The sequence below is a fragment of the Bradyrhizobium sp. USDA 4454 genome, assembly GCF_054822705.1.
Genome location: NZ_JBTRCN010000001.1, coordinates 8,303,347 through 8,318,890, shown reverse-complemented (window position 1 = coordinate 8,318,890; position 15,544 = coordinate 8,303,347). Strand labels below are relative to the sequence as shown.

General features: G+C 65.3%; 13 protein-coding genes. 4 read left to right on the top strand and 9 right to left on the bottom strand.

Going from position 1 to position 15,544, the window contains the following annotated elements; all coding sequences use genetic code 11:
• Positions 1-64: 64 nt before the first annotated feature.
• The 5 genes from ACVIW0_RS38690 to ACVIW0_RS38670 all read right to left on the bottom strand — a co-directional run bounded on the left by ACVIW0_RS38690 (position 65) and on the right by ACVIW0_RS38670 (position 5,487).
• A complete protein-coding gene (locus ACVIW0_RS38690) occupies positions 65-1,366 on the bottom strand; it encodes a hypothetical protein (protein WP_461357008.1) in 1,302 nt (433 codons plus the stop codon).
• A gap of 105 nt (positions 1,367-1,471) precedes the next feature.
• Positions 1,472-2,287: a hypothetical protein gene (locus ACVIW0_RS38685; RefSeq protein ID WP_461357007.1), complete on the bottom strand. Its 816-nt coding sequence runs from the start codon at positions 2,285-2,287 to the stop codon at positions 1,472-1,474.
• A gap of 235 nt (positions 2,288-2,522) precedes the next feature.
• The gene (locus ACVIW0_RS38680) at positions 2,523-3,317 is read right to left on the bottom strand and encodes a crotonase/enoyl-CoA hydratase family protein (protein ID WP_461357006.1); all 795 of its coding nucleotides are present in this window, start codon (positions 3,315-3,317) and stop codon (positions 2,523-2,525) included.
• Positions 3,318-3,512: 195 nt separating this feature from the next.
• Entirely contained in the window at positions 3,513-4,427 is a 915-nt protein-coding gene (locus ACVIW0_RS38675) for a phosphoribosylaminoimidazolesuccinocarboxamide synthase (RefSeq protein ID WP_461357005.1), read from the bottom strand.
• A gap of 142 nt (positions 4,428-4,569) precedes the next feature.
• Complete coding sequence (locus tag ACVIW0_RS38670; RefSeq protein WP_461357004.1) at positions 4,570-5,487, bottom strand: pirin family protein; 918 nt, start codon at positions 5,485-5,487, stop codon at positions 4,570-4,572.
• Between the two features lie 234 nt (positions 5,488-5,721).
• Between ACVIW0_RS38670 and ACVIW0_RS38665 the strand changes: the two genes are divergently transcribed.
• The 3 genes from ACVIW0_RS38665 to ACVIW0_RS38655 all read left to right on the top strand — a co-directional run bounded on the left by ACVIW0_RS38665 (position 5,722) and on the right by ACVIW0_RS38655 (position 9,390).
• Positions 5,722-6,297, top strand: a complete 576-nt coding sequence (locus ACVIW0_RS38665; protein ID WP_461357003.1) for a GNAT family N-acetyltransferase — start codon at positions 5,722-5,724, stop codon at positions 6,295-6,297.
• Positions 6,298-6,349: 52 nt separating this feature from the next.
• Positions 6,350-7,411, top strand: coding sequence for a helix-turn-helix domain-containing protein (locus tag ACVIW0_RS38660; protein ID WP_461357002.1), 1,062 nt, complete (start codon positions 6,350-6,352; stop codon positions 7,409-7,411).
• Between the two features lie 395 nt (positions 7,412-7,806).
• Positions 7,807-9,390 (top strand): serine hydrolase domain-containing protein, encoded by a 1,584-nt coding sequence (locus tag ACVIW0_RS38655; protein WP_461357001.1) that lies wholly within the window; start codon positions 7,807-7,809, stop codon positions 9,388-9,390.
• 27 nt (positions 9,391-9,417) lie between these two features.
• Here the strand turns inward: ACVIW0_RS38655 and ACVIW0_RS38650 are convergent, their stop codons facing one another.
• Positions 9,418-10,788, bottom strand: a complete 1,371-nt coding sequence (locus tag ACVIW0_RS38650) for an MmgE/PrpD family protein (RefSeq protein WP_461357000.1) — start codon at positions 10,786-10,788, stop codon at positions 9,418-9,420.
• 136 nt (positions 10,789-10,924) lie between these two features.
• Here ACVIW0_RS38650 and ACVIW0_RS38645 point away from each other — a divergent pair, with 136 nt between their 5' ends.
• Positions 10,925-12,064 carry an FUSC family protein gene (locus ACVIW0_RS38645; RefSeq protein ID WP_461356999.1) on the top strand — a complete coding sequence of 380 codons (1,140 nt, stop codon included), beginning with the start codon at positions 10,925-10,927 and terminating at the stop codon, positions 12,062-12,064.
• Positions 12,065-12,078: 14 nt separating this feature from the next.
• On the opposite strand, the gene ACVIW0_RS38640 is transcribed toward ACVIW0_RS38645, so the two are convergent.
• The 3 genes from ACVIW0_RS38640 to murA all read right to left on the bottom strand — a co-directional run bounded on the left by ACVIW0_RS38640 (position 12,079) and on the right by murA (position 15,323).
• Complete coding sequence (locus tag ACVIW0_RS38640) at positions 12,079-12,552, bottom strand: DUF2867 domain-containing protein (RefSeq protein ID WP_461356998.1); 474 nt, start codon at positions 12,550-12,552, stop codon at positions 12,079-12,081.
• Complete coding sequence (locus tag ACVIW0_RS38635) at positions 12,549-13,967, bottom strand: MATE family efflux transporter (RefSeq protein WP_461356997.1); 1,419 nt, start codon at positions 13,965-13,967, stop codon at positions 12,549-12,551. Before ACVIW0_RS38635 ends, ACVIW0_RS38640 begins: the two co-directional genes overlap by 4 nt.
• Before the next feature lie 63 nt (positions 13,968-14,030).
• Positions 14,031-15,323, bottom strand: coding sequence for a UDP-N-acetylglucosamine 1-carboxyvinyltransferase (gene murA, locus ACVIW0_RS38630; protein WP_461356996.1), 1,293 nt, complete (start codon positions 15,321-15,323; stop codon positions 14,031-14,033).
• Positions 15,324-15,544 lie beyond the last annotated feature (221 nt).

The following is a 15,544-nucleotide window of genomic DNA, read 5'->3' as shown; positions in this document are numbered from 1 at the left end:
AGCCCCTTCGGGCGGGCGCATGCGGATGGTCGTGACGGATCTCGTGCCGCCGTCTGGCGTGAAGTCAGCGGACGGTCCGCTCTTCATAGAACGCCTTGAGGCGCCTTGCCAACGGTCTGAACAAGAAGGACAAGGGCGCTCTCACCATTCCCGGCAGTCCGAGCCAGAGATCGAGTGCCTTGCCCGAGAGAACGTAGGACGGCTCGGGTGGTGGCGGCGGCGGCGGTGGTGGCGGACGGAGCACGATCGGTGCGGTCAGAGGCAGGTGGGGGGTCACTGCGGCCCAGTTGGCGTGCTGCGCGTCGACGCGTACCAGCGCAAAGGTCGGCCGTCTGTCGCGCGGTGGACCTAGCGTGCCGGCTTGCTCTATCGCGTCATCGATGTCGCTGACGAAGCGGTGGTATCCATACGCGCCGCCTCGAACGACGTCGTCATAGGCGAGGTCGACCATTTTTTGCAGGCCGGCCACGTCGGCGAGCCGCTTCAGCACGTCATCCAGATTCCTGTAGTCTTTTCGGAGCGGAATGTAGTGTTTGTCGGGCTGGATCACATTGGAGTAGGAACCTTCGAACAAGATCAGCCCGGTCTTCAGTGCAATCGCTTCGAAGAACTTTGGACTCATCTGGCCCATTCTGACGTTGTTCTCATGCGGAGCCACAACGCGCCTGTAAATCTCATCGTCGCCGAGATCGGGATGCTCCGTCGCCATCGCCAGAACGCTGTTGCGAATGTCGCCCCATGCGTCCATGACGTTGGCGCCGCTCTCGGTACCAAGCATGGCCCGGGTATCTGTAATGAACTTGAACCAGGCGGAGCCGTTGATTCGCTTGTCCTCCTCCCACTCGATATCGTGAGGGACATTGCGCGCGGCGCATTCAGCTTTCATCCGCATCGCGATGCTGGATTTTTCGAATGCCAATTGCCCGTACCAGACCGCAAGCTTTCTTCCGCGGTAGGCGAGCCAGACGCGCCGCTCCGCGAGCGGCGTGACCAGCTCGAATGGCAGTTCGTCGGGAACATAGCCGGTCAGGCAGGACTTGAATTTGACGTTGTGCAGCTCGTCCGGCGGATAGAACTGATGCACGAACGGCTTGGGTACGGTCGTGAAGATCGTGTCGACGCCGAGCTTTTTGATCAAGGCGCATGCCTTTCGCGGCATGTCGTATTCGTCCTGGATCAGCAGCACCTTGGGTCCGCAGAAACCGGACACAAGTTCGACAAAGGAAGGCGACATCGTTTCGAACGGCATGCGCACCGAGAAATGAATGACGAGCGCGTCGAACAGTTCGAGTGGAAAATCCGCCCGGCAATCGAACGTCGCAGCGGCATAGGCTACGTCATGCCTCGAATGGCGCTGGATCGCCATCAGGTGCTGACGGACGAATTCGGTCGCCAGGGCATTCGGGTCGTAGAGAACGAGAATGCTGCGCGAACTGGTCTGAATAATGTTATGCATCGGCTGGCGGCTGCCTCAACGATCTCCGGAATACCGGTCGCGCAGGACGGAAATGGCCGGCGTCGGCCAATCGAACGGGTTGCCGTACCGCGTGAGATAGTCCTCGACGGTCGGGAAATAGTACAGCAGATCGGATGGCCGGAACTGGCCCTGCAGCAGTGCCGTAACGAACACTACTCGCGAAGCGCTGAGTTGTTCCGTCGCGCCGATGATTGCGATCGCATCGGGCGGGATCGGCTTGCCCGATGCAATGTCATCGAAGCTCGCAATGCAGGCGATACCCAGGGTCGGATCAATTGCCAGATGCGGCGGTTTGCCGCGTTCGCTCAGGAAGAGCATCTGATGATTTCCGACCGCGCCACCGTCCCATCCGACAAAGGCGAGCTGCTTGCGATCAGCTTCGCTGAGGAGATGACGTGAGATGTAATAGGTCAGCAGGCCATAGTTCGAGCAGTCGAGGAATGGCGAGTGCAGTAGTTCGCGGTAGTCCTGCGACGGACATCCCGTACCGTAGGGCCTGAGATTATGCGCCGCAGTTGAGGCAAATACGTACAAAAGATCCGCGCGGGGCAAACGCGACCAGGATTGCGGCAAACAACACTGCATGTGTTCCAGCGCCGTTGCTGAAACATCCAAAAGAGCATCCGGTCGCTCGGACATCGTGTCGCCGGTGATTGCGCCGAGGTGCGACAATTCGACGATCTTGATCTGCGATAGCGCACGCGCCGTCCGAAACGATGATATTTTTTCCGTGAAACGAAGAAACATTTTGAAATTGAAGGCTGGCGAAAATATTTCGCTCCGCCTTCTTAACTCAACAAACCGCTCCATGACAGTCGCCGCCCCGAGATTGTGTTATGTCAAGGATGCAATCCACCGAGCGGGTTGTCAGGTTAAAATTCGAAAAGCTTGCACGGCGCCACGCGGTCCTGGTCTTGTGTTATGGCGCAGTCACACTTCCGCGTGCGCGGCGCAACGTCTTGATCACTCGACCGAATCAGCGTCGCGCCCGCTACAGGCCGCGCGGGCTGTTCCGGGGCCGCGTCGCCTGCGTAACGCAAATGGGCTATTCCTTGCCGAAGGCGCCGTGACGGCCGACGCCGGCGGCGAATCGCGCAGCACCGGACAATGTCTCACCCGATGCGATTACATCGAGCCCGCCGCGCATCTCGCTCCGGATCGCCTCTTCCTCCTCAAGGTCCCATTGCCGCAGCGCCGACAGGCGGTCGGCGCGCATGCAGTTCTGCGGGAACCGGGCGATGTCCTTGGCGAGTGCGATGGCGTGCGCGCGCGTCTCGCCCTTCGGTACCAGCCGGTTGGCGAGCCCCATGCGATGCGCTTCGGCGCCGTCGACCGGGCGCCCGGTGAGAATCAGATCGATCGCCTGCGAATGGCCGATCAGCCGCGGCAGGCGGATGGTGCCGAGATCGATCAGGGGCACGCCGAAGCGGCGACAGAATACGCCGAAGGTCGCGTCCTCGGCGACGACGCGCATGTCGGCCCACAGCGCCAGTTCCATGCCGCCGGCGACCGCATAGCCCTCGATCGCGGCGATGACAGGCTTCGAGAGCCGCAGCCGGCTCGGTCCCATCGGCGCGATGGTGTTGTGGCCGCCGATCTCGCGCTTCTTCTCGGGATCACCCGCTGCCACCGCCTTCAGATCGGCGCCGGCGCAGAAAGTGCCGCCGATGCCGGTGAACACCGCAACCGATGCGCTCGCGTCGGCGTCGAAGGCGAGAAATGCGTCATACAGTCTGCGCGCTGTCGCGCCGTCGACGGCGTTGCGGTTGTGCGGACGGTTGATCGAGATGATGGCGATGGGACCATCGCGCTCGACGAGCACGGTATCGGCATCGGACATGGGTCGCTCCCTGGGCTGTTCTTGTTGTGCTCGGAGAGTGACATCGATGGTGAGGTCCGCGCAATCCCGCGGAGCCGCGAAGCGGCGTCTCGAAGGATGCACGGCCACCGGCGGGGCCCGTCGACCCTTCGAGACGGCCGCGTTGCGGCCTCCTCAGGGGTGACGGTGATATAGCGAAACGCGCCGACGTTGCCGCTAAACCTTCAGCTCGCTTCCCGTCACGCGGCGATAGGCCTCAAGGTAACGCTTGCTGGTCGCATCCACCACGCTGGCCGGCAGCGGCGGGGGCGGAGCGTCGCCGTTCCAGCGGCCGGCGTTGCGCTCGAGGTCGAGGTAGTCGCGCAGCGGCTGCTTGTCGAAGCTCGGCTGCGGCTGGCCCGGCTTGTAGGCGTCCGCGGCCCAGAAGCGCGACGAGTCCGGCGTCATCACCTCGTCGATCAGGATGATGCGGCCATCTTTGTCGCGACCGAGCTCGAATTTGGTATCTGCGATGATGATGCCGCGGGCGCGGCTGGTCTCCTCGCCGTACGCGTAAACGTCGCGCGCCATCTTCTCCAGCGTCGCCGCAACGTCGGCACCGACGATCTCGCGCACTCGCGCCACCGTGATGTTCTCGTCATGGCCGGCCTCGGCCTTGGTCGCCGGGCTGAAGATCGCGGGCTCGAGCTTTTGGCTCTCGATCAGGCCCGTCGGCAGCTTCTCGCCGGCGAGGGTACCCTTGGCGGCGTATTCCTTCCACGCCGAGCCGGAGATATAGCCGCGGATCACGCATTCGATCGGAAACACGGTGGTGCGCTTGCACAGCATCGCGCGTCCCAAAATGTCGGCGCGATGATCCTTCAGTTCGGGGACCGCGCGGATGATCTCGTCGGCATCGGCGCTGATCATGTGATGCGGCACGGTGCCTTCGAGCTGCCGAAACCACCAGGCGCTGATCTGGGTCAGCACCGCGCCCTTCATCGGAATGGTCTCCGCCATCACCACGTCGAACGCCGAGATGCGGTCGGTGGTGAGCAACAGCACGCGGTCGGCGCCGACGGCGTAGATATCGCGCACCTTGCCACGGCCGATCCGGGGCAGGGGCAAATCGCTGGATCGCATCGCAGTCATGGCGTGATCTTTCAGGCTGGCTTCTCAAAGACGGACGCCCGCACGCGCTGTGCGGGCGCCGGAGACTAGAGCATGATCCGGAAAAGAGTGCAGCGGTTTTCCGAAAAGATCATGCTCAAATCAAAGAGCCATACGAATTAGCTCACTCCGGCAGCGGAATGAACTCGTGTTCGTGCGGAACCTGCGCGAAACGCCCGGTTTTCCAATCCTGTTTGGCCTGCTCGATCCGCTCCTTCGAGGAGGAGACGAAATTCCACCAGATGTGGCGCGGCCCTTCCAGGGCGTCGCCGCCCAGGAACATCATGCGGGTCGGCCGCAGCGTCTTCACCGTGATGCGGTCGCCGGGCCGGAAGATCAGCAGCCGCGGCCCTTCGTGGCGGTCACCCGCGATCTCGACCTCGCCGTCGACGAGATAGATCGCGCGCTCCTCATGGTCGGGGTCGAGCGGCACCGAGGTGCCGGCCTGCGCAGTGACTTCAGTGTAGAACCAGGGCGAGACCATGCTGACCGGCGAGGTGATGCCGAATGCCGAGCCTGCAATGAGGCGCGCGGTGAAGTCGCGCTCGGAGATCATCGGCAGGTCGCCTGCGCCATAATGCTGGAACGACGGCGCGATCTCTTCCTTGCCCGCCGGCAGCGCGATCCAGCTTTGCAGGCCAAGCATCTTCTGGCCATCGCGACGTTGCACGTCGGGGGTGCGCTCGGAATGCGCGATGCCGCGGCCTGCGGTCATCAGGTTCATCGCCCCGGGCTGGATCTCCTGGATGTTGCCCTCGCTGTCGCGGTGCATGATGCTGCCATCGAACAGATAGGTGACGGTGGCGAGCCCGATATGCGGATGCGGCCGCACGTCCATGCCCTTGCCGGCGAGATATTGCACCGGGCCGAAATGGTCGAAGAAGATGAAGGGCCCGACCATCTGCCGCTTGCCATGCGGCAGCGCGCGCCGCACCGCAAAGCCGTCGCCGAGATCGCGGGTGCGCGGCACGATGATCAGATCCAGCGCGTCGCAAGTCTGGGGATCGCCGAGTTCGGGATCGGTCGAGGGCTGCCAGCTCATTGTAAGAACTCCTTTGTACTTTACTCCGATCATACCCCAATCGTCGTCCCGGCCAAGCGAAGCGCGAGCCGGGGACCCATAACCACAGGGCGCGGTGATGAAGCAGGTGGCCACGGCTTCATCTAACAACTAAGCCCTGTGGTTATGGGTCCCTGCTTTCGCAGGAACGACAGAGATACTTCTGGCGCGTGCGCGCACGTGATAACAGGGAAATCTTGGAAACCGGAGCTGCCGATGGTTTCTCTGATCAAGCCCGGCGCAAACCTGTTGCGTGTCGATGGTCCCGTGATCGAGACCGCGCGGCTTATCCTGCGGCCATGGCGCGCATCCGACATTGCCGACAACACGCGGATGCTGTCCGATCCCGAGACCGCGCGCTTCATCACGCCGGATCACCAGCCAATCACGTCGGAGCTGAAGGGCTGGCGCAACGCCGCGGTCATCTCGGGTCACTGGGCGCTGTATGGCTTCGGCATGTTCGCGGTCGAGGAGAGATCCTCCGGCCGCTATATCGGTCGCGTCGGTCCGTATTGTCCGCCTGAATGGCCGGGCTTCGAGGTCGGCTGGGGCATTGCCAGGGAGCACCGCGGCAAGGGCTATGCGGGGGAGGCGGCGCGCGCCGCGATCGATTTTGTGTTCGCCAACTTCATGGTCGACCGCATCATCCATTGCATCGATCCGGTCAACGTTGCCTCGCAGGCGGTGGCGCGGCGGCTCGGCGCCGTGAACGAAGGGCCGGGCAAGCTCGAGGGCGATGTGGTCGATATCTGGGTCACGGCGCGCGCACGGTGGCGCCGCGATCCCGCTTGAAAAAGCCGGCTTGAGCGACGATTGTTCGGCTGACCCGGAGAGCCTTCGACCGATGACTTTGGCCGCAACCGAACTCTGCCTGCGCGCCGCCGCCGTGACGCTGCTGCTGGTGCTTGCGGCCTCGATGTTCGCGGATTTTCGCAAGGTGCTGGCGGGAGGGCTTGTGATCGCCTTCGCGCTCGGCGCGGCGGCGCATGCGGTGACCGCGTCGATTGGCGCCGGGCCGCCGATCTCCGTCTGGCATGCGCCGCTGATCGCGCTTTCGACCGGCGACATGGTGGTGTTCTGGCTGTTCACCCGCGCGCTGTTCGATGAAGCCTTCGCGCTGCGCTGGTGGCACGGGCTGATCTGGGCAGCGGTGGTCGCGTTCAGCTTCGTCAACTGCATGTGGATATCGCCCGGCGGCCACGCGCAGGCGGCAATTACCGCGGTCAACCTGCTGGGGCTCGTCTTCATCGCGCTTGCCGTGGCGCAGACCGTCAGATCATGGTCGGCGGATTTGGTCGAGCGCCGCCGCCGCGTCCGTGTCTTCATCGTCGTGGCCTCGGCGCTGTACGGCGGAATGAACGCGCTGCTGCAGATCGCATATGCCGGCAGCCGCGTGACCGTGGAGTGGGCCAATCTGCTCAACGCGGGCGTGCTCGCCGCTATCGTCGCTGGTATCACCTGGGCGATGATGCGCGTCGACGGCGCCGACCTGTTCGCCGCGCCGGTCGAGCCCGTCATTGCCAACGTGCAGCCGGCCGCGATGGAGGAGATAGCCGACCAGAAGCTGGTCAACGCCCTGATGCGGCTGATGGCGGACGAGCGCATCTACCGCCAGGATAATGTCACCATCGGCACGCTGGCGGCCCGGCTGAAGATTCCGGAATACCGTTTGCGGCGGCTGATCAACCAGCGGCTCGGTTATCGCAATTTCAACGTCTTCCTCAACAACCACCGGATCGAGGAGGCCAAGGCCGCACTTGCCGATCCCTCACAGGCCCAGGTTCCCGTCATCACTATCGCCATGGATGCCGGCTTCCAGTCGCTCGGTCCCTTCAACCGCGCCTTCAAGGCGACGACCGGCGTGACCCCGACGGAGTACCGGAAGCTGAAGGCGACGGCAGCGTGATTGCTCTATTGGTCGTGAGGGACGCACCGGCGGCAAGGTTCCCTCCCCCCTTGCGGGGGAGGGTTAGCGAGAGGGGTATCACCCGGGTGGTCTCTCAAATTATCTTGCCATGATGCGCGAGCTGTCCTGCGGCGGCGGTGTTCTCGTCTAACGTCTCGCCCGGGCCACCCCTCTCCCCAGCCCTCCCCCCGCAAGGGGGGACGGAGCCCAACCTTCGTGCGCACCTCACGAACGGGCGGACGATTCCAAAATGGCATTGTAATCACACGATAATTCCAGAATCGGCCAGCCTTCCCCAATCCTCGGCTAGCCCGGTTTCGAAATCCGGCGAGCACTCTCGCGTTCGCCGCGGCTTGATCCGGCCACACGTCCATTGCGCCATGCCGGAGGATCCCGTGACGCGTCGAAAGCTCATCTTCGTTCTCACTGCCACCACCGCCCTCGGCGCGCTGGGCTGGTCCGCCGCCCGTGCCCGCGACGTCCCAAAGGTTGTGACCGGATTCGTCGCCAACGTCATCTGCTCGGAGACGTTCGTCAGCGGGCTCGACCCGAAGCGGGACTTCGACGAGACGACCGACGCGATGCCCGGCGCCGGCCTGATCACTTGGGCGATGGATACCGAGGTCGACCTCGACCGCAGGGACGTCACCGTGACGCTGCTCGGCTTCGGCCGCAGCCATGCGGTCTATCGCGAGGGGGTCGGCTGCACCCTCGAACAAGGCGAGGCGCCGACGGACATCGCGCTGCCGCGGACACGGCCGCCGGCCGCGCTGCTGCCCGAGATCGCTGGTCCCGCGGTTGTCGTGCCGCAGAGTCCTCAACTCGCGGCTGCGCTGGATCATGCCTTCGCTGAGCCGGCCGAGCCGCCGCTCCGCCGCACCCGCGCGGTTGTCGTGATGAAGGACGGCCGTATCGTTGCCGAACGCTACGCAGATGGCATCGGCACCGAGACGCCGCTGCTCGGCTTCTCCGCGACCAAATCGGTGATTTCGGCCCTGATCGGAATTCTGGTGCGCGACGGCAGGCTCGCGGTCGACCAGCCGGTGCCGATTGCGGCGTGGAAAAATCCCGACGATCCGCGGCACGCGATCACGGTCGATCAGCTATTGCGTCACACCGCGGGCCTCGCGCTCGGCAGTTCGTTGCAGGCCTCGCTCGCCTCCGCGCTCGAGCCGGTCAACCGCATGAAGTATATGGAATCCGACATGGCCGCCTATGCCGAGAGCATTCCGCTCGAGACCGCGCCCGGCGCGGCGTGGAATTATCACGACGGCAATTTCATCATCCTCTCTCATCTGATCCGCGATGCGGCTGGCGGCCATGCCGCCGACGTATTGCGCTTCGCGCACCGCGAATTGCTCGATCCGCTCGGCATGCACGACGTCGTCATGCAGTTCGATGCGGCGGGCACGCCGGAAGGCTCGGGCGAGATACTGGCAAGCGCTCGCGATTGGGCGCGGTTTGGCCAGCTCTATCTTGATGATGGCGTGGCCGGCGGGCGGCGCATCCTGCCCGCGGGCTGGGTGAGATACTCGGCATCACCGACGCCGAATGCCTGGGTCGGCATCGGCGCAGGCTTCTGGACCAATCTCGGCGACAGTTTCGGTGCCAAGTATCGCGTCGAGCACGGCTGGCCGCGCGACGCGTTCTTCGCCAAGGGCACGATCGGGCAGTATGTGATCATCGTGCCGTCACAGCGGCTGGTCATCGTGCGGCTCGGCCGTTCGCCGAACGCGCCGCCGCAGGCGGACGGCGTGTTCGATCTGGTCCGCGATGTCGTCACGGCGACGTCGATCAATGCGACGTTCGCGCGAAGCACGAACTCGGAATCCATTTCACCGCCTGTTCCGTTGCGCGATGGATTCCGGGCTCTCGCTCGCGAGCCCCGGAATGACGGAAGAGAATGCCGCGGCTCGATGCAACAAACTCGTCGTCGTCCCGGCTTTCGCCGCGACGACGACTGTGGGCTTGGCGGCTAGTCCTGCGTTGTAACGATAACAGTCCGCCTACTGCCGTCCCAGCTGCGTTGCCTGTTCCACGCGCTCGAACCGCTCCAGCGTCAGGATCGCGTCGGCGAGCTGATCGGCGCGCTTGTCGAGCACCGGGCGGGCCAGCGTCAGGAACTTCTGCTGCATCGCCTTGGCGTCGGGGAATGAGGTCGGCTCGCCGGAGGGATCGGCGTAGAGGCGCTCATGGGTGCCGTCATCGGTCGTGATCGAGACGCGGGCGCCGAACGGGTGGGTGCGGCCGACCTCGAGCCGGTCGTCCTGCACCACGTCGAACTTGTCGGCGAGCGCGCCGATCGCCTTGTCGCCCAGCCGCTCGTAATCATCCCAACCGAAATGGCCCTGGTCGAGCGCGATCGCACCGGTGAAGAACATCGAGAACTGGCCGCCGACCACCGAGGTCGGGTGGCGCTTGGTCGCGGCATCGCCGGTCAGCGTGATGCCGTTGCGGTGCAGGCCGATCTCGACCTTCTTGATCTGGTCCGGCGTCAGATTGTGCTCGCGCCGCATCGCGATCAGCGCGTCGATCGCGGCATGGGTGTAGCGGCAGCTCGGATACGGCTTCACGCCGATCTTCAGCGTCTCATAGGTGTGGCCTAAGCCCGCAACGGCCTTGTCTGGATGCGCATCATCGGTGTAGCCGACCAAGAGGCCATGCTTGCCTTCGACCGAGTCGCTCGAGCCGATGAAATCGTTGCGCGCCAAGGTCGCGGCGATCACGCCGTTCATTGCGGCAGCGCCGACCTGGTAGCGCTTGTTCCAGGCGCCGTTGACCAGGAATTGCAGCGAACCGGCAGCCTGACTGCCGGAGACGCCGAACGCGGAGATGATCTGCAGCTTCGACAGGCCGAACAGCTTGGCCGCCGCGGCCGCAGCGCCATAGGTGCCGGCGGTCGCGGTCGGGTGGAAGCCGCGAGCGTAATGCGAGGTCGGGTCGAGCGCATTGCCGAGCCGGCAGCACACTTCATAACCGGCGACGATCGCCGTCAGCACGTCGCGGCCCGAGGCGCCGACCATCTCGCCGACCGCGAACGCGGCCGGTACCACGGGTGCGCTCGGGTGCAGCGAGGAATCGGCGTGGGTGTCGTCGAAGTCGAGCGAATGGCCGAGCGCGCCGTTGAGCAGCGCGGCGACCGCCGGCGTCCAGGTCTTGGTGTCGCCGAACACGGTGGCCTCGCCCTTGCCGTCGAGCGCCAGCGCCTCCAGCATCTTCATCAGTGAGGGCGTCGATTCCGCATCGCGGCGGGCGCGGATGGTGCTGCCGAGGAAATCCAGCGTCAAAACCTTGGCGCGCTCCAGCACCTCCGGCGGAATGTCGGAATATTTCAGGGCGGCGACATAGGCGGCGAGCGTTGCGGTTTCGTGGGCCATCGTGTTTCCTCAATTTTGCGGCGCAGGGTAGGCGGGCGGGTTTGACCTTTCAAGCCACCTTGCCGCCGCGGGCAGCAGCCATGCTCGACGTCATTTAACTAACATAGGCCTTTCCATTGATTGCGGATCAGGGTGCATGAGGACCTTCGCAAAACGCATGTTCGACAAGCTTTGGACCCGCAAGACGCAGCTGGCGCTGGCGGTCCGGATCGCGTCCGCCGGCGTGGCGGCCTATACCATCGCAGTGGCGATGCACCTCATGTTGCCGCTGTGGGCGGTGCTGACCTCGCTGATCGTCACCCAAATGAGCGTCGGCCGCTCGCTGAAGGCGACCCGCGACTACATGCTCGGCACCATCGGCGGCGCGATCTATGGCGGCGCGATCGCGGTGCTGATCCCGCATTCCGGCGAGGGCAGCCTGCTGGCGCTCTTGGTGCTGGCGATCGTGCCGCTGGCCTTCATCGCCGCGCTCAATCCCAGCCTGAACTCGGCGACGGTGACGGCGGTGATCGTGCTGCTGTTGCCGACGATACATCATTCCAACCCGTTGGATTCGGCGATCGACCGCGTGCTCGAGGTCACGGTCGGCGCGCTCACCGGGCTTGTGATCTCGTTCCTGGTGCTGCCGTCGCGCGCGGTCAGCCAGATCAGGGTCAATGGATCAAAGCTGCTGGAATTGCTTGCCGCGGCGTTCGCCGAGTTGCTCGCCGGCCTGACGCGCGGTCTCGACAACGACGCGCTGCACCGGATCCAGGATGGCATCGGCACCGCAGTGACCAATCTGCACGCGACGGGCCTCGAGGCCGAGCGCGAGCGCTCGATGCATCTGTCATCGGGACCGGACACCGGGCCGTTGCTGCGGACCATCCAACGGCTGCGGCACGACGTCGTGATGATCGGGCGGGCCTGTGTCGTGCCGCTGCCGGCCGAGATCCAGGCCAGGCTGGCGCGGCCGCTGGCCGACGTCAGCAAGGCGATCGTGGCCTACATGGTGGCGGTCGCGACCGCTTTGCGCGCCGGCAGCGGCCCGGCCGACATGGCGCCGGTGGATGCCGCGCTGCATACCTATAGCGAGGAGGTCGCCGCGGTTCGCAGGGAAGGCCTGATCCGCGGCCTGCCGGTCGACGCCGCCGAGCGCTTCTATGCGCTCGGCTTCTCGCTCGACCAGATGCGGCAGAATCTCAACGACCTCAAGCGCTGTCACGGCAATTGGTGCACCAACGAGGATGCCGCGGAGAAGATCGTCGCCGACGCGCCGGAGAAGAGCGCGGCTTGAGGCCAGAGCTTTGTTCAGTCTACGGCCCTGCGCAGCATCGCGGGCACGATCAGGCGGTGAAACGGCATGATCACCGCGAGATAGGCGCGGCCGAACCGGTTGTGGGTGAGCACCAGCGTGGTCGCCGTGATGCTGCGCGCCGACCCCTCAGGCGCGACGTCGACGACGAGCCGGAAATCGAGATGCTTGTCGTTGAAGCCCGCGACCAGCCGCTCCGGCGTTTCGCTGACCACCGGAAAAATCCCGATCATGTCGCGTGCCACGCCCTCAGTTGCGCCCGAGGTCTTCAGGCCGAGCGGCGCGACCAGGAGATTGCGCAAGACGATTAGCCATTCGGCCCAGCGCGGCTGTCGCGTCACCATCGCCTCGGCGGCATGCCGCGCGTCGAGATCGGCGCGCGTGGTCGCAATCCTGAACGCATCGGCAAACTGCGCGCCGGCAAGCAGCGCAACGGAATCCACGTTCGGCGTGACCTCGTCGACCCTCATGCAGCCAGTCTGCGTGCCAGCAGGCGAAAACGCAAGATCAGGAGGGTCGCATAGACAGCAGTCCCGAGCGACAGCCCGATCCAGACCCCGAGCGCTTCGAGCCCGGCCCAGAACGCGAGCACGGCGGCGGATGCGAAGCCGATCAGCCAATAGCTGATGACGGCGAACAGCAGCGGGACCTGGGTGTCGTTCATGCCGCGCAGCGCGCCGGCACTGGTGGTCTGGATGCCATCGGCGATGAAGAAGGTCGCGCCGATCAGCAGCAGCATGGCGGTGAGCCGCGCCGTGGCGTCAGAGGCCTCGCCGAGGAACAGCGCCGCGATCTCGAAGCGTGCCAGGATCACCGCGAGCGTCATGACGCTCATGAATATCCCGCTGAGCCCGACCGCAACGAAGCCGGCGCGCTGCACCGCGTCGGCATCGCGGCGGCCGACCGCCTGGCCGACCCGCACGGTGGCGGCCATGCTGACGCCGAACGGCACCATGAACAGGATCGCCGCGATCTGCAGCGCGATCTGGTGCGCCGCCAGCGCGGTGGTGCTGATCAGCCCCATCAACAGCCCGGCCGCGCCGAACATGCCGTATTCCAGCAGGAAAGCGACCGAGATCGGTGCGCCGATCGCGACCAGCTTGCCCATCAGCGGCCAGTCGATGCGCCAGACCCGGCTGAAGACGTGATATTTGCGGAACGGGCGGCGGCGCGCCGCGAACCAGACGCCGGCGAGGAAGGTGCCGAGATTGACGATCGTGGTCGCAAGCCCGGCGCCGAACATGCCGAGCTCGGGCATGCCCCATTTGCCGTAGAGCAGCAGGTACACCATCAGCGCGTTGGCCGGGATCGCCGCAAGCGTGATCCACAGCACCGGCTCCGGCCGGTTCACCGCGCTCATGAAGCCGCGGATCGCGATGAACCACAGCCCCGGCAGGATGCCCCAGCCGAGCCCGAACAGGTATTGCTGCGCGAGATGCGCGGTGGCCTTGGTCTGGCCAAGCGTAAGCAGGATGCGCTCGCCCTGGAACGGCAACGCCATCAGCGGCAGCACCATGAAGAATCCCGCCCACAGCCCGACGCGCAGCGCGCGCCGCATCACGCGCGGATCGCGGGCGCCGAAGGCCTGCGCGGCCAGCGGCGAGACCGCGGACATCATGCCCATGCCGATCGTGAAGCTGACGAAATACACGGTATGCGCCAGCGCCGCCGCGGCGATGCTTTCGCTGCCCAGTCGGCCGATAAAGGCGAGATCGGTCGTCATCATCGCGATCTGCCCGAGCTGCGTCAGCGCCAGCGGCACCGCGAGCTTCAGCGTCTCCGCGAGCTCGGCCGTGAGCAGCTTGCGGGGCACGGCAAATGCCGCCCCGGAGGGGACGACGGCCGCGCGCGCCGCGGCCGGGTCGATCTTGTCGATGCAGGTCATGACGGCACGTCTAGCACGGCAAGCCGGCCGGAACGATGGCCAAGCCGCCGCAGGGGATAGGGATCACGATCGCGCGGGAATCCGCTTGATCTTGGCGCCGAGCGCGTTGAGCCGCTCGTCGATCCGCTCATAGCCGCGCTCGATCTGGTCGGCATTGTTGATGGTGGAGGTGCCGTTGGCGCACACCGCAGCCAGCAGCATCGCCATACCGGCACGGATGTCGGGCGAGTTCATCGGCGCGCCGCGCAGCCGGCTCGGGCCGGCTACGATCGCGCGGTGCGGATCGCACAGCACGATCCGGCCGCCCATCGCGATCAGATTGTCGACGAAGAACATCCGCGACTCGAACATCTTCTCGTGCATCAGGATGACGCCGTCGCACTGCGTCGCGGTGACGATCGCGATCGACATCAGGTCCGCCGGGAAGGCCGGCCATGGCTGGTCCTCGAGCTTCGGCACGTGGCCGCCGAAATCGTCGTGGATCTTCATGGTCTGGTTCGACGGCACGACGAGGTCGTCGCCCTCGACGCCGCAGACGATGCCGAGTCGCTCGAAGCCCATCCGGATCGAGCGCAGATGCTCGACGCCGGCGCGCGCGATGCGCAGCGGCGAGCGGGTCACCGCGGCGAGGCCGATCAACGAGCCGACCTCGATATGGTCGGGCTGGATCGCGAAAGCCGTGCTGCCGAGCGTCGCCGGTCCGTGCACGATGATGGTGTTGGTGCCGACGCCTTCGATCTTGGCGCCGAGCGCGATCAGGAAATTGGCGAGGTCCTGCACGTGCGGCTCGGAAGCCGCGTTGCGCAGATGGGTAGTGCCGCGGGCGGCGACGGCGGCGACCAGCGCGTTCTCCGTCGCGGTGACGCTGGGCTCGTCGAGGAACACGTCGGCGCCCTTCAGCTTGGAGGCGCGGAATTCGAGCCGGTGCGTCGCGGTGACCGTGGCGCCGAGCTGCTCGAAGGCCAGAAAGTGCGTGTCGAGGCGGCGGCGGCCGATCACGTCGCCGCCGGGCGGCGGCAGCGCGACTTCGCCGCAACGTGCGAGCAGCGGACCGGCGAGCAGGATCGAGGCGCGGATGCGCGCGCACAGTGCCGGGTCGAGATCGGCGGCGCGGATCTCCTTGGCGTGGATCTGAAGGGTGTTGCGCTCGGTCCATTCGGCGCTGGCGCCGACTGAGCGGCACAGCTCGACCAGCGTTTCGGTGTCGCGGATGCGCGGCACGTTGGTCAGCGTGACAGGGTGTTCGGTGAGCAGGGCAGCCGCAATGATCGGCAGCGCGGAGTTCTTGTTGCCCGACGGCTCGATGGTGCCCGAAAGGCGGCGGCCGCCTTCGACGATGTATTGGATCGGCGGCACGCGGAATGTCCCCTAACGCATCGTGCAGACTTGGATTCAAACGGGCCATTCGAAATTCCGTAGCGGAATCAATGGCTGTTCGGCACCGTAACACAGTTTCCGATGCAGCTTCCAGACGAAAGGTAGCGGCGCGACGGCGTCGGCCGCGTTGTCACGGAGACGTCACTCTCGCCGCGCCATCGCGCTGGAAGCGCGTGTCGGCCTCTGAGGACGACGGTCTG

Excerpts from the sequence above, each read along its gene's own strand:
- ACVIW0_RS38690 (WP_461357008.1), bottom strand. The coding sequence starts at position 1,366 with ATGGCGATCCAGCGCCATTCGAGGCATGACGTAGCCTATGCCGCTGCG.
- ACVIW0_RS38685 (WP_461357007.1), bottom strand. The coding sequence starts at position 2,287 with ATGGAGCGGTTTGTTGAGTTAAGAAGGCGGAGCGAAATATTTTCGCCA.
- ACVIW0_RS38680 (WP_461357006.1), bottom strand. The coding sequence starts at position 3,317 with ATGTCCGATGCCGATACCGTGCTCGTCGAGCGCGATGGTCCCATCGCC.
- ACVIW0_RS38675 (WP_461357005.1), bottom strand. The coding sequence starts at position 4,427 with ATGACTGCGATGCGATCCAGCGATTTGCCCCTGCCCCGGATCGGCCGT.
- ACVIW0_RS38670 (WP_461357004.1), bottom strand. The coding sequence starts at position 5,487 with ATGAGCTGGCAGCCCTCGACCGATCCCGAACTCGGCGATCCCCAGACT.
- ACVIW0_RS38665 (WP_461357003.1), top strand. The coding sequence starts at position 5,722 with ATGGTTTCTCTGATCAAGCCCGGCGCAAACCTGTTGCGTGTCGATGGT.
- ACVIW0_RS38660 (WP_461357002.1), top strand. The coding sequence starts at position 6,350 with ATGACTTTGGCCGCAACCGAACTCTGCCTGCGCGCCGCCGCCGTGACG.
- ACVIW0_RS38650 (WP_461357000.1), bottom strand. The coding sequence starts at position 10,788 with ATGGCCCACGAAACCGCAACGCTCGCCGCCTATGTCGCCGCCCTGAAA.
- ACVIW0_RS38645 (WP_461356999.1), top strand. The coding sequence starts at position 10,925 with ATGAGGACCTTCGCAAAACGCATGTTCGACAAGCTTTGGACCCGCAAG.
- ACVIW0_RS38640 (WP_461356998.1), bottom strand. The coding sequence starts at position 12,552 with ATGAGGGTCGACGAGGTCACGCCGAACGTGGATTCCGTTGCGCTGCTT.
- ACVIW0_RS38635 (WP_461356997.1), bottom strand. The coding sequence starts at position 13,967 with ATGACCTGCATCGACAAGATCGACCCGGCCGCGGCGCGCGCGGCCGTC.